Source organism: Bacillus cereus group sp. N24, from assembly GCF_016483345.1.
Classification (GTDB): Bacteria; Bacillota; Bacilli; order Bacillales; family Bacillaceae_G; genus Bacillus_A; species Bacillus_A toyonensis.
The window spans coordinates 37802-51201 of record NZ_JAEHCA010000004.1 but is presented as its reverse complement, the minus strand read 5'-3'; the positions used below and the strand labels follow the sequence as shown (position 1 = coordinate 51201).

The window sequence follows — 13400 nt, the reverse complement described above, 5'->3', positions numbered from 1 at the left end:
ATAATAACCATACATCAAGGGGGTACTTATAATGGAACGAGTTCAAATGGCCGAAACACTAGAATTTTCTCGTATTATTCAAGGATTTTGGCGTTTAGCAGAATGGAATATGACGAAACAAGAGTTACTTTCTTTCATTGAAGAATGCATGGATATGGGGATTACTACTTTCGATCACGCTGATATTTATGGCGGATATACGTGTGAAGGGCTGTTTGGAGAAGCTTTACAACTAAAGCCTTCCTTACGAGAAAACATGCAAATTGTTACCAAGTGTGGAATCGCTCCCCCATCACCGAAATTTCCAGAGCGATATGTTGCTCACTACAATACAAGTACTGAACATATCATAAAGAGCGCGGAGGATTCATTACAAAACTTACATACAGATTATATTGATGTATTACTCATCCATCGTCCTGATCCATTTATGGATCCAAATGAAGTGGCAGAAGCGTTCTCACGCTTAAAACAAGAAGGAAAGGTTCGTCACTTCGGTGTATCTAACTTTTTACCTTCACAGTTTCAAATGTTAAGTTCATATTTAGATTTCCCGCTCATTACAAATCAAATCGAGGTATCTGCGCTGCAGCTTGAGCACTTTGAAAAAGGTACGATTAATTTATGCCAAGAAAAACGAATCAATCCAATGATTTGGTCACCTCTTGCTGGTGGCGAAATCTTTACCGGTCAAACTGAACGTGCAGTACGTGTACGTGAAACTGTACAAAAAGTTGCTAATGAGCTCGGTGTTACTAGCATCGATACGGTTATGTATGCATGGCTACTTGCTCATCCAGCTAACATGATGCCAATCGTTGGCTCTGGGAAATTAGATCGTGTAAAAACGGCCGCTCTTGCTACAAAAGTTAACTTAGATCGTCAACAATGGTTTACAATTTTTGAAAGCTCTAACGGTCATCCTGTACCATAATATGAAAAAGAAGAGCTGTTTCTTTACAGCTCTTCTTTTTCATATGTATTTCTCGTCATTGCAAATACACACATATCCCTTAATCCATTTTCATCTACCGCAACACTGGCACTTTCTAAAATACCCTCTAATTTAAAACCTAATTTCTCAGGTATCGCTCTACTCTTTTTATTTAGAGCATCACAACGAATTTCTACGCGGTTTGCTTTCAGTTCAGAAAAAGCATAATCCGTTATACCTTTCGCAGCCTCTACCATATAGCCTTTTCCACTAAATCTCGAATCAATCCAATATCCGATTTCAAATTGAGGTATATCCCAATTAATACGATGTAATCCGGCAGATGCAATAAATTCACCTGTTTCTTTCGAAAATACTAGTAACCTTAAATCCTCACGTTGCAAAAATTGAATATGTGATTTTCTAATACTTTCTTCTACTTCTTGCTCTGTTTGCTCTTTTTGTGCAAACACCATCCAAGGTTTTAGTTCTTGTATTGAAGCTTGAATTGCACCGTATACAACTTTACCATCTCCCGGTTTCGGCATTCGAATAAAAAGCCTGTCAGTATAAAATTCAGAAGGAAAATCGAATAATAACGGATTCACTGTAAACACTCCCTATTTTTCTTTTATATATAATAATATCCATCTCAAGTTATATAGTAAAGAATTTTCTGAATTAAAACTTTTTACTCATTCACTTCCACCGCTACACGAACTCCAGACTCAATCGCACCTTGAATCCATCCGTGATATAACGTTGTATGATCTCCAGCAAAGAATATTTTCCCCTCTGGCTTTACAATCGCTGGTTGTAGCTCAGATTCTTGACCGGCTTGAAAAAGAGCAAATCCTCCAAGTGCATATGGATCCAATGTCCAACTTTTTGATATTCCAGACATAAATTCATCATATACTTGACCACCTAATATCGTTGCTAAGTTGTGTAATGTGTAATAAATACGATCACCCTTCGATAACCCATCCCATAGCAACGCATCATAAGACCATGTATAGCTTCCTAACATCATAGCTGGTCCTTTCTGTCCAATTCCATGGCTTGGATAATAGGCGTAACGAATTGGCAAATCTGTTATAATTCTGCCACCTAATTGCCCTTGTTCTTCCCAAAATCGACTTTTAAATTGAATGCCTATTTTCGTCGCAGGCATATAATGCAATTCACGAATTGCTTTCCACTTTTCATGAGATATAGAGTCAAATGGATCTACTTCCACAAAACGCATTGTCGAAAACGGAATTGTAACAATAACTAAATCCCCTGTAATACTACTATATTCAAAAGTTTCCTCGTTTCGATAGAAAGCCGTCACACCGTTATCGTGTTGATGTAGCTTCATTAATTTTTGATTATAAATAATATTTTCTTCTAATTGCGGTAAAAAAGATTTTGGTAATCTATCGTTTCCACCTATTATTTCACAAAATCCGCTCTCCTCTTGCATAATGTATAAAAAACGTAACGTCTCAACGAATGACCTTTCTAAAAAACCTTCTAAATCTAATAAAACACCAATCATCTCAATCGTTATTGGTGAAAAATACGTATTATATTGATAAGGATGGTACTTTAAAAATTGTCCTGTAGAGTATCTTCCAAAATCCTTTACTACAACATCCCAATTTTTCTCTGGGTTCTTTTTTATAAAATTTATAATGGGCTGTACCGCTAACAATAATAGTTCCTCAGACGTTTTCCCAACTTCATTCATTTCCACAGGATATCTTAAAATACTTGGATCTTTTTCATATTGTTTTAATGTCGTTTTCCGACCATTTACGTAGATGATATCTGTCTCATTCCTATTAATAAAAGGACTCACCTGTAACCCAAACTTTCTTATATATGCCATCGTTAACGTGTGCGAATATGGAATTCTCATCGCCCCAACATCTAAATATAATCCGGTATCTTCCATTCTAACTGTCTCTATGCGGCCGCCTACACGATTGTTTGCTTCAAAAATCTTCACTTCATGTCCTGCAGCCTTTAATAAAGATGCCGAAACTAATCCAGCCATGCCTGCCCCTACTACAATAATTTGTTTCGGACGTGTCGTCTTATTCAATCCCTTATTTATAACTTGTAACGTTTCATCCATCTCAGTGTTATACATTAAGTCTTTCTGCACAATTCCACCCCTTACTTCATAAAATGCGCATTAGTGGTTTAGTGCATTTTATTCATAAATCCCCATAAACATAACACCATTGCAATTTGAATATTCACTAAAAGTACATAAGAGACAGACCTCACATTTCTTTATGCTTCGTATAATATAGCAACTGCAACGAAGGAGTGGTTGAAAATGAAACAGATTTATGATTACGACGCTACAAAAAAACATCTAGAATTAAAGAAACAAAACTTATGTAAAAAACTTAGCAATAAGAGACTATCTGAAAAAGAACGTGAACAGCTAAAACATGAAATTGACAACTATGAATATATTTTAAACTTAGTCGAAATGAATCATTATGAACGGGGATTTTCTCGTTGAAAGCGGATATAATATTATCCGCTTTTCATTTTGAGCATTTCATTACGCATTTTTCGTAAGTAAATATATAATAGGATGTACATTAAGATTGAGAGGTATATTCTATGATCAAATTAAGTGTATTAGACCAATCACCTATTTCAGATGGCAGCACAGCAACCCAAGCTATTTCACATACAGTTACGCTTGCACAAGAAGTAGAAAAACTCGGATTCACACGTTTTTGGGTATCCGAGCATCATAATTCCGTAAGCTTAGCTGGTTCAAGTCCAGAAATACTTATTTCTCATATTGCAGCGAAAACGGGACATATTAGAGTTGGTTCGGGTGGTGTTATGTTACCGCATTATAGCCCATATAAAGTTGCCGAGAATTTCCGCGTTTTAGAAGCACTTTATCCAAACCGCATCGACCTTGGTGTTGGTAGAGCACCTGGTGGTATGCCAATAGCAACTCGTGCACTACAAGAAGGAAAAATGGTCTCACTTGATCAATACCCAGAACAAGTTGCAGATGTTGCAATGTATTTACATGATCAAGTACCAGAAAATCATCATTATGCAAATTTAAAGGCTACTCCAGTTATTCCAACATCACCTGAAATGTGGATGCTCGGTTCTAGCGGAGAGAGCGCTAAAATTGCGGCGCACAACGGAGCTTCTTTTGCATTTGCACAATTTATTAATGGCTTCGGAGGCCCAGAAGTTATGAGGGCTTACCAGGAACAATTTCAACCTTCCTATTTAGGAGATAAACCAAAATCAATTGTCGCGATTTTTGTTATTTGCGGAGAAACAAATGAAGAGGCAGAAAAAATTGCTTCTAGTTTAGATTTATCAATCTTATTACTAGAGCAAGGAAAACGAACAACTGGTACACCTTCTATCGAAACTGCTCAAAATTATTCATACAGTGCGTATGATTTATTCCGTATAAAAGAAAATCGTCAACGTATGATCGTAGGTGATCCGACTTCTGTGAAAGAAAAAATAGTAAATTTAAGTAAAGCGTACAATACTGACGAATTTATGGTTGTCACGATTACTCATCAATTTGAACATAAATTAAATTCTTATCGCTTACTAGCAAATGCTTTTAATTTATAATTGTAAAAGGGAGATACATCAACGACGATGCATCTCCCTTTCTTACTACTTATTGTTTTTACTTCCTATATATTCAATAGCTTCTTTTAATAACTCATCAAAATGATTAGGATAATCATGATTTAAGTTAGGCACAATTTTATACTTATGTTCTATATTCTTATCTCTTAATAATCGTACAAATTGCTGCGTGCATTCGAAACAATCTTCATCTTGATCCCCGCATACTATATATCCCTTTATATGTTTATCCTGTAGCACTTCCAGCAACTCATTCCATTCTTCAATCTCTGGAAGCCACGGTGCCATAAAAATAAAACCATCTACATCTATATCTTTTTGTAAAATCGTAAGTAAAGCTACTCTTGCTCCAGCAGAAAAACCACCTATTATTACATTTTCTACTGTATGATTCTCTATAAATTTATCGTAATGCTCTTTTAATTCTTCTTTCCCTCTATGTATATCATCCCAAACAAACCCATCTGAAAATTGAATTTGCGAAGACTGTGGTAACGCTAACGTATAATCTTGTGTAATAACTGATTTCCAATATGGTTCTATTATTCCTATATTTTCTTGATCACCATGCATTGTAACTAGTAGATTTCCCTTTTCCTCGCTGTAAATATATTTCACATCTGCTCGTTCTGTTTTCTTTGCCACTTCTTCTCTTTCTTTACATAATTGAACCATTTTATGAAACTCTTCAAACTTATGTAGTGGTTTTAAATCGTCGTCGGAAATTAAATATTCATTTCCATACCAAAATCCATTCTCTATAATAGCTTCCTTCATTACATGCAAAGCTTCTTCTTCAAGTCCTGCTGCACTTGCTATTGCATATTTAAAATTATATATTTGTGCCTCATTACCTATTACACCTTTAGCATGTTTCATTATATACGTATACGCTTCAAAACTTCCTTTATTTGCATAACAACGTAACGTTTCATTTAATAACTGGATGTAAGTCATACTATTTTTCATATACCAATCCCCCGAAACCGTTTATAATATTTATTTCTCGAACTTGTATACCATCCTTTGATCATGGTATGTACATTGTTATATTCAATAACTCAACCTAACCATACTTGATCCTCAGAATGATATTTAATAATTACCGTATGTTTACGCATAATACATCACCTCTTCCTATCCAATACGTGTAGTATAAAACTAAATAGACAGAATAGTCAATATATTTTCAACCAAAAAAAGACAACAATATATTATTGTTGTTTTTTACATCTACCCGCTCTTTTGTTTTTTTCTATCCGGTTTACTTGAAACTAAATAATGTTTTTCTGAAATATATAAGTCTCTTTTTAATAGACGATTTAAGTACGGCCCTAGCTTCATTCCGCATATAAGGCGATCTTCACTACCCTCAACAATTGGAAACATTTCTTTTTCTGTTACATATTGATCTACTGCCTTTTGTACGATATCAATTTCTTTAACTAGGTTTAAATTTTCTTCTGTATGTTCAAATACCTCAAGCGTTTCCTTCGTAATAAGAAAAACATTTGTCGGAAATACAGGCAAATACGGCTTTAACAAATCATAATTTACTGTATAATCATCATTTACTAATACTGTATATACGATATTAGCATTTGTTTCTAGAAACTTAGCCATCGCTTGTTCTAATTCATCTTTCGTAATTTCCCGTTCTTCTTTTCCAGTTCTGAAAAAGCGAAACATTGCATCGCCTCCCTTTTACTATATTATAGCATAAAAGAAAACTGAAAAATCACAAAAAAATCCATTGAAAAAATTTTTCAATGGATTTTTCAAAATATATTTATTTTTATTTTAAGAATGCACTTAGCATCCATACATGCTGTTCTAATGTCGTGTGAATTGCTAGTAACATATCAGCTGATGTTTCATCGCCAGCTTCACCAGCAACTTCCATACCTTCTTTTAATTCTTGAATAAGTGCAGAGTAATCATTCACTAAAGTTTGCACCATTTCCTCAGCTGATTCCTTGCTTGTCCCCTCACTGACACTAGATGTTGCAAGATATTCTTTCATTGTCGCTAACGGTTTACCTTCTAACGCCAAAATACGTTCTGCTAACTCATCAATATACGTCCCTGCTTCATTATAAAACTCTTCAAATTTCTCATGTAATGTAAAGAAGTGTGGTCCTGTCACATACCAGTGATAATTATGTAGTTTCACATATAACACATTCCAGTTTGCTACCTGCTTGTTTAATACTTCAACAACATTTGTTTTCGTACTCATACAATCCACTCCTCTTATCGTTTTGTAATGCTTATCTTTTAATAACCTAATTACATTTTACCATACATTTCCTACCCTTTCGAATAATCGGCTCATATGTAACAAAGTTTTAACACCTTTAATATTTCCCTAATATCATACAATTCATGTATTTTTTCAACTACTTCATATGTCTAATCGTCCAAGCTGCTACATATGCATTATAGTAAGTCAAGCTCATCATAGAAGAAAGAGGGATAACATGGACAATCAACAATGGCAAGTAGCAAAGAAAGTTGCTGCTACTTATATCGGAACTGTCGTTGGAGCTGGATTTGCTACTGGACGAGAAATTGTTGAATTTTTTACAGTGAACGGATTATACGGAACAATTGGCATATGTGTAAGTGGATTTTTTTTTATTTGGCTCGGCACAAAGATGATGTTACTTTCATCACAAATCGGGGCATTTTCAGCGCAAGATTTTAACAAATATTTATTTGGAGATGTATTCGGAAATGTTGTAAATACATTATTACTACTCGTATTATTTGGTGTAACGAGCGTTATGCTATCAGGGGCTGGGGCGGTATTTGAAGAGCAACTTCGTTTACCAAGACAACTCGGTATTCTCATTACAGTTATCGCCTGTCTCATTATAGGTAGCCGCGGATTACAAGGTGTTTTTGAAGTAAATACACTTGTCGTACCTATTATGATGATATTTATTATAGGACTTGCTATTACAACCTTTTTCCACAGTACAACACCTATTAGTAATACTATTCCTGCAGAGAGCTGGAATATGAAGTGGATTACTAGCCCTATTACATATGTCGCTTTAAATCTTTCTCTCGCCCAAAGCGTTCTCGTCCCGTTAGCCGGTGAAGTAAAGGATCGAAAAGCCATTTTGTGGGGTGGAATTTTAGGTGGTGCAGGACTTTCTTTAATTTTATTATGCAGCCATTTAGCTATCTTATCAGTCGACCAATTTTATCAATACAATATCCCAATGGCTGAAGTCATAAGAAGATTTAATGCAACTTTTCACTTTTTCTTTGTTCTTATTATTTTCGGTGAAGTGTTTACAACTTTAGTTGGTAATGTGTTCGGGATGACAAAACAAATGCAATCTATCACTGGGTGGAAAAGTAACAATATTATTTTCTTCATTTTACTAATTAGTTATTGCTTTAGTTACATCGGTTACAGTGAACTACTCCACATTCTATATCCAATCATCGGATGGGTAAGTATCGTTCTACTTCCAATCATTGCTTTTAAACAACTTCAAAAAACATAAAGAAAGCATCCATTTTATTGGATGCCTTCTTTATGTTCATTCACAATCATCACATATTTCCCAGTACGGTCCCATTTCCAATGCCAAATATGGCTTTAATTGCAATCGAATCATTCGACTAGGCATGCGCTCTAAAACGAATTGAATCCCTTCTTCATCCTCGTCTAATTCAACTTTTGAAATAGCAATTCTTTGCATAGTAGAAATAGGAATTCCATCTTTATATAAAGTGATTTTCACCTCATCATATTCATTAAAATACAATTCAATACTCATTTGATTTTTCAACATTTCATCAACAATTTCATATTTATCATTTTGTTCTTGGATTATATATTTCCAGCCACCTCTATCTTTTTTTGGAGCTGCTTGAAATAATGTCATCAAATCCTCGTATAGCATAAGATAACCCCTCTCTTACTAAAAAACGATGAGTATTTTATATACCCTTTATCTCTATCACTATCCATAGTCATTGTACCATATATCACCGTTCTTACCGTATTCATTTGCTTCATTAATACTTACAAAACACTTTATTCTATCTTCATTATTATGTATCTTAGTCCGTTACTTACTATTCTACTGTAAGTTTTATTCAACACCTATTTTTTATTTGCTCATAACAAAAAAGAAGAGTGATATATATCACTCTCCCTAAATAAATTTCCCTGTAGCTGCTATTGCTAATACTATAATTAAAATTGTAAATAATAATGAGACAATTAAACTAAAAATGGGTAATGCTTTCTTTTCATTCTTCTTAAAAAGTAACTTTAAACTAAGAAGGATGTTTACTGGTACGAGTATGAAATAGAAATATTTAACAATTTGCACCGAGCTATCCGAAAGTGTTTTTAAAATAAACACTTCAATTAGAAACACCACAAAAAATGAAATACTTAGCCAAAATGAGACATAACTAAGCCAAGAATGTCTTTTTGTACCCCAATACACTCCCATAATAATCTCCTTTATTTGTATTCTATATGATTGTAATTATACACAAAGTTAACAAATACCTCTATTTTTCGACAAATAATATGAGAAATTCAGTTTTAAACATCATTAAGCTATTCTCCATCCTCATTCATTATAAGCATAAATTCATCGCAGTTATTGCGTAAAAAAAAGACTGCCCCAATAGCATTCTGCTATTGGGGCAGTCTTTCTCTTTTAAACTTTAAATCTTTCAATTAATCCTTGCAACTCTTCAGCCATTTGAGATAATGTACCAGCTGCGGAACCAATTTCCTCCATCGAAGCTAATTGTTCTTCAGCAGACGCTGCGACACTTTGTGTACTCGTCGCATTATTCTGTGCTGTCATTGCAATTTGCCCGACTGAAATAGATACTTCATTGGCACCTTTTGACATCCCATTAGCCGTTTCAACCATCGTTTTAATTTGATTAGCAATTTCATTTGTAGATTGTAAAATCTCAGCAAAATTTTGCTTCGTTTCATTTGCAATAACTAGTCCAGATTGAACTTCTTCATTTACATGACCCATAGACTTTACTGTCTTACTCATATCATCTTGTATTTCACATATTAATTTACTAATTTCACTGGAAGATACGCTAGATTGCTCTGCCAATTTACGTACTTCATCTGCAACAATCGCAAATCCTCTTCCGTGCTCACCAGCTCTTGCAGCTTCAATTGCAGCATTTAAAGCAAGAAGATTTGTTTGATCTGCAATATTTTGGATTACTTCTAATATGTCACCAATTTGCTTTGATTTATTATTTAATAACTGTATAACTGCATCAGATTGTGAAACAGATTCTGCAATAGACTGCATTTGATTTACTGTTTTCCCTACTAGCTTTCCACCATCTTCTGCTTTTTCACGAGTATGAGTAGAAGCCGTATTAATAGATGATGAACTATTTGCTACATGTTGAATTCCTTCTGTTACATCAAACAGTAACATCGCACCATTTTCTACACTTGTTGTTTGCGTCGTTGCACCACTTGATATTTCATCCATTGCCATTGTAATTTGTTCCGTTGCTTCACTCGCTTGTCTTACACTAGCAGTTAGCTCTTCTGATGCCGCTGCAACATGCCCGGCCGAATCATTAATCCTTCCAATTAACGTTCGTAGTGAATCTGTCATCTCATTAAAACCTTTTGCAAGTTGACCAATTTCATCGTTTGAATGAATTTCAATTATTTGTGTTAAATCTCCTTCACTTATTTCTTTAGAAGTGGCAACTAATCTCTTTAAAGGTTTTGTAATAGAAAGCGTTACGAAATAAATAAGTGCCCCTCCTACAACTAGTGAAATAATCATAACAATTAACATATTATAAAATACAGGCTGAGCAGCCTCAATGACTTCACTTGAGTACATCGTTCCACCGATTTTCCAACCTGTTTTTAAATTTGTAGCAAATACCATTTTCTTTTCACTACCGTCATACGTGTATGAAAAAGCGCCCTGATTATCTTCGTAAATTCTCTTTGCCCAAGAATCAGCTGCTTTATCTCCTGGTTTTTCTTGCGGGTGAGCAATTATTTTTTGTTTTCCATCTAAAATGAAAGTATATCCTTTTTTACCAATATTGATTAGCTTTGTTGTTTTCAATAAATTCTCTAAACTTAAATCTACCGCAACAACACCATTTTTATCTTCTGTTTGTTTCGCAATCGTTACGACAATATGTCCATTTCCTTTTGCCTTATACGGTTCAGTGACCACGATTCCACCTTGTTTACTCACTGCATCTTTATACCAAGAACGAGTTGTTGGATCATAATCTGCTGCCATTTGTATATTAGGTTCTTGCACAAATTTCTTATCATTGCCGGCAACATATACTTGTTCAATATCTTTATTTAAATTAATATACTGAGATAACACCTTTCTTAATTCATCTTGATTATCTCCTTGATACATATCACTATGAACCACTCGTGCAAAGTTATTTATTTCGTTAAATTTCGCCTCAATCATTTGATTGATTAAATTATCTAATATTTTTATATTATCGTGAGCACTACTCGTAATTTGTGATTCAAAATTCTTTTTAGCCGTTTGATAAGACATGCCCCCAATAATAGAGACAGCTGCAATTAAAATTACCAAAAATGAAATTAATAGCTTTTTTGCTACTTTTATATCTCGAAACCACCTTAACAGTTTACTCATTATAAACCTCCTAAATTTAAATATTAAGTTTTAAGGATTAATAACCAATTATGAATATATCCCATTCCCTATCCTCTATTTTTACAATTCGTTTTTCATAAACACCTTGTAAAGTTTAAACAAATATTCCCCCTTTGTCTATATATATGAATAATATTATTATAAAATTTACAAATACAAAAAACCAAAGGAATAGTCCTTTGGTTTTTTACATTTTTTTATGTTGTTTAGAAATCTTCTTCCACTTATCACGCTCAGCTCTTGCGAGAATAGCATCTTGTTTTCTCATAAAATACGCCAATTCTCTTTGCAACTTTTTATAGCTTTGCAAACGATTTATCGTCATTAGCCCGTTATCAATTGCTTTATGCACTGCGCATCCTGGCTCATTCTCATGTTTACAATCTCGGAAGCGGCATGTTTTTGCAAATTCTTCAATATCAGAAAACGTTGTTTGGATTGCATCGCTTCCATCCCAAAGCTGCAACTCCCTCATGCCAGGAGTATCAATGACTAAGCCCCCACTCGGTAATTGGAACAGCTCACGATGAGTTGTCGTATGCCGCCCTTTACTATCTTCCTCACGTATATCTCCCGTTTTCGCTATCTCAATTCCTACGAGTGCATTTAACAAAGTAGATTTTCCAACCCCTGATGAGCCGACTAAAGCAATTGTTTTTCCTGAAGCAACAAATTGTTGTAACGAGTCAATACCTCTATGCTCTAAACTATCGACGACGAAGATCGGAACACCAATTGCAACAGCTTCCGTTTCTACAATTTTTTGTTCCACATCTTCACATAAACTACTTTTTGTTAAAACAATAACAGGCATTGCACCACTTTCATACGCTAATAGTAAATAACGCTCCAACCTTCTTACGTTAAAATCATGGTTAAGTGCATTCACTAAAAATAAATAATCAACATTTGCTGCAATAATTTGTTCTTCAGTTCTATTACCAGCTTCTTGTCTTGAAAAAGAACTTCTTCTCGAAAAAATACGATGAATGATTGCCTTTTTCTCATTTTCTATTTTCTTTATATACACCCAATCACCAACTGCTGGGTAATCTCCTTTCGCTACCGCTTCATGTCGAAACTTCCCAGACAGTTCTGCCATATATTCACCGTCATTACAAATAATGCGATATATATGCTTATGCTCAAGTAAAATACGCCCTACTTCATAATTCTGCTCTACAGCTTGCTCTTCAAAAAATGAATCCCAGCCGAACGACTCTAAAATATTTTGATTCAAATCAAGATCCTCCCTAGTTTGTACTAAGTGGAAGGATTGCGAACTATCTTATATAATATCGCCCTTTCCATCCACGTTTGTATTTAATTTATTATTCATTACAGTCATATTCGCCATAATACATCACTCCGATCTTATTTTAATTACTCTCATTATATGGAATATCAATTTAAAAAGCTACTTTATTTGACGTAATTTTCAAATAAATATCTCTTTAACATTCTAATTTGTCCACGGTGATTAATTTCATCTTCTATCACATGAAACCAAAGATAGTGCTGGTTATACGCTACACCGTTAGGCCACTTTCTTTCTGACATTAGCCATGTATCACCTACTTTACTCAAATACTTTAGCGACTCTTCTCGAACACTTTGCAAAAATTGTACATAATACTGTATTTCATGACCATGAATTGTTCTCCCAACTTCCCCTAAATACAGTGCATCTTCCCATATTTCTAATTCTTCTTTTGTAAAGTCACGATTTTGAAATGAAATAAGCTGATGGGCTTTTTCTATAGATGCCATATGTTTTAATAAGGCGCCAATTGAATTCCCACCACTTGGCATAATAAAATCTAATTGCTCAACTGATAGATTTTCTATTTCCTGTAATGTTACCGCCCTCGTATGCTCCAGCATACTTACTAATTCCCCTATATTTTTCGTATAACCATCCACACTTCTTATTCGATACTCTATATTCATATCACACACCTCTTTCTGTATTCATATTATTGTAAATATGATTCATATAATAGACTGAAATATATCGGAATTTTCTGTTATAATTAAATTGAATAAGATTTACCCAAACAAACTTTCTCAATATGCTTATATGAAATATGAAAAGGAATCAATATGAAAAAATC

14 protein-coding genes are annotated in these 13400 nt (G+C 34.2%); 4 read left to right on the top strand and 10 right to left on the bottom strand.

The genetic code is table 11. The features are described 5' to 3' along the window. Positions 1–31 precede the first annotated feature (31 nt). Positions 32–934 carry an aldo/keto reductase gene (locus JDS95_RS08125; protein ID WP_000442808.1) on the top strand — a complete coding sequence of 301 codons (903 nt, stop codon included), beginning with the start codon at positions 32–34 and terminating at the stop codon, positions 932–934. 23 nt (positions 935–957) lie between these two features. Here JDS95_RS08125 and JDS95_RS08120 read toward each other — a convergent pair whose 3' ends face one another. Next, entirely contained in the window at positions 958–1542 is a 585-nt protein-coding gene (locus tag JDS95_RS08120) for a GNAT family N-acetyltransferase (protein ID WP_199690368.1), read from the bottom strand. 83 nt (positions 1543–1625) lie between these two features. Then, positions 1626–3089, bottom strand: coding sequence for a flavin monoamine oxidase family protein (locus JDS95_RS08115; RefSeq protein WP_033668497.1), 1464 nt, complete (start codon positions 3087–3089; stop codon positions 1626–1628). Between the two features lie 177 nt (positions 3090–3266). On the opposite strand from JDS95_RS08115, the gene JDS95_RS08110 reads away from it, so the two are divergent. Both JDS95_RS08110 and JDS95_RS08105 read left to right on the top strand, forming a co-directional pair. After that, the gene (locus JDS95_RS08110) at positions 3267–3458 is read left to right on the top strand and encodes a DUF3896 family protein (RefSeq protein ID WP_000810136.1); all 192 of its coding nucleotides are present in this window, start codon (positions 3267–3269) and stop codon (positions 3456–3458) included. 104 nt (positions 3459–3562) lie between these two features. Then, entirely contained in the window at positions 3563–4564 is a 1002-nt protein-coding gene (locus tag JDS95_RS08105) for an LLM class flavin-dependent oxidoreductase (RefSeq protein WP_070173049.1), read from the top strand. 45 nt (positions 4565–4609) lie between these two features. Here the strand turns inward: JDS95_RS08105 and JDS95_RS08100 are convergent, their stop codons facing one another. The 3 genes from JDS95_RS08100 to JDS95_RS08090 form a co-directional block, all read right to left on the bottom strand. Next, positions 4610–5554, bottom strand: coding sequence for an alpha/beta hydrolase (locus JDS95_RS08100; RefSeq protein ID WP_199690367.1), 945 nt, complete (start codon positions 5552–5554; stop codon positions 4610–4612). A gap of 264 nt (positions 5555–5818) precedes the next feature. Then, entirely contained in the window at positions 5819–6274 is a 456-nt protein-coding gene (locus tag JDS95_RS08095) for a DUF3939 domain-containing protein (RefSeq protein ID WP_000488204.1), read from the bottom strand. Between the two features lie 106 nt (positions 6275–6380). Then, on the bottom strand, positions 6381–6824 hold the full coding sequence (locus JDS95_RS08090) for a Dps family protein (RefSeq protein ID WP_000105199.1): 444 nt from the start codon (positions 6822–6824) through the stop codon (positions 6381–6383). Between the two features lie 241 nt (positions 6825–7065). Between JDS95_RS08090 and JDS95_RS08085 the strand changes: the two genes are divergently transcribed. Further along, the gene (locus JDS95_RS08085; protein ID WP_000370197.1) at positions 7066–8106 is read left to right on the top strand and encodes a YkvI family membrane protein; all 1041 of its coding nucleotides are present in this window, start codon (positions 7066–7068) and stop codon (positions 8104–8106) included. Between the two features lie 36 nt (positions 8107–8142). Here the strand turns inward: JDS95_RS08085 and JDS95_RS08080 are convergent, their stop codons facing one another. From JDS95_RS08080 to JDS95_RS08060, 5 genes are all read right to left on the bottom strand, one after another. Continuing rightward, the gene (locus JDS95_RS08080) at positions 8143–8508 is read right to left on the bottom strand and encodes a DUF3979 family protein (RefSeq protein ID WP_000965090.1); all 366 of its coding nucleotides are present in this window, start codon (positions 8506–8508) and stop codon (positions 8143–8145) included. A 255-nt stretch (positions 8509–8763) separates the two neighbouring features. Then, entirely contained in the window at positions 8764–9069 is a 306-nt protein-coding gene (locus JDS95_RS08075; RefSeq protein ID WP_000539579.1) for a hypothetical protein, read from the bottom strand. A gap of 213 nt (positions 9070–9282) precedes the next feature. Further along, positions 9283–11265: a methyl-accepting chemotaxis protein gene (locus JDS95_RS08070; protein ID WP_000040622.1), complete on the bottom strand. Its 1983-nt coding sequence runs from the start codon at positions 11263–11265 to the stop codon at positions 9283–9285. Positions 11266–11473: 208 nt separating this feature from the next. Then, positions 11474–12526, bottom strand: a complete 1053-nt coding sequence (rsgA, locus tag JDS95_RS08065) for a ribosome small subunit-dependent GTPase A (protein ID WP_001073069.1) — start codon at positions 12524–12526, stop codon at positions 11474–11476. Positions 12527–12708: 182 nt separating this feature from the next. Continuing rightward, positions 12709–13236 carry a DinB family protein gene (locus tag JDS95_RS08060; protein WP_198129755.1) on the bottom strand — a complete coding sequence of 176 codons (528 nt, stop codon included), beginning with the start codon at positions 13234–13236 and terminating at the stop codon, positions 12709–12711. Between the last annotated feature and the right edge of the window lie 164 nt (positions 13237–13400).

Coding starts and splice junctions, on each gene's coding strand:
- JDS95_RS08060 (WP_198129755.1), bottom strand. CDS start 13,236: ATGAATATAGAGTATCGAATAAGAAGTGTGGATGGTTATACGAAAAAT.
- JDS95_RS08070 (WP_000040622.1), bottom strand. CDS start 11,265: ATGAGTAAACTGTTAAGGTGGTTTCGAGATATAAAAGTAGCAAAAAAG.
- JDS95_RS08075 (WP_000539579.1), bottom strand. CDS start 9,069: ATGGGAGTGTATTGGGGTACAAAAAGACATTCTTGGCTTAGTTATGTC.
- JDS95_RS08125 (WP_000442808.1), top strand. CDS start 32: ATGGAACGAGTTCAAATGGCCGAAACACTAGAATTTTCTCGTATTATT.
- JDS95_RS08105 (WP_070173049.1), top strand. CDS start 3,563: ATGATCAAATTAAGTGTATTAGACCAATCACCTATTTCAGATGGCAGC.
- JDS95_RS08080 (WP_000965090.1), bottom strand. CDS start 8,508: ATGCTATACGAGGATTTGATGACATTATTTCAAGCAGCTCCAAAAAAA.
- JDS95_RS08090 (WP_000105199.1), bottom strand. CDS start 6,824: ATGAGTACGAAAACAAATGTTGTTGAAGTATTAAACAAGCAGGTAGCA.
- JDS95_RS08095 (WP_000488204.1), bottom strand. CDS start 6,274: ATGTTTCGCTTTTTCAGAACTGGAAAAGAAGAACGGGAAATTACGAAA.
- JDS95_RS08110 (WP_000810136.1), top strand. CDS start 3,267: ATGAAACAGATTTATGATTACGACGCTACAAAAAAACATCTAGAATTA.
- JDS95_RS08085 (WP_000370197.1), top strand. CDS start 7,066: ATGGACAATCAACAATGGCAAGTAGCAAAGAAAGTTGCTGCTACTTAT.
- JDS95_RS08100 (WP_199690367.1), bottom strand. CDS start 5,554: ATGAAAAATAGTATGACTTACATCCAGTTATTAAATGAAACGTTACGT.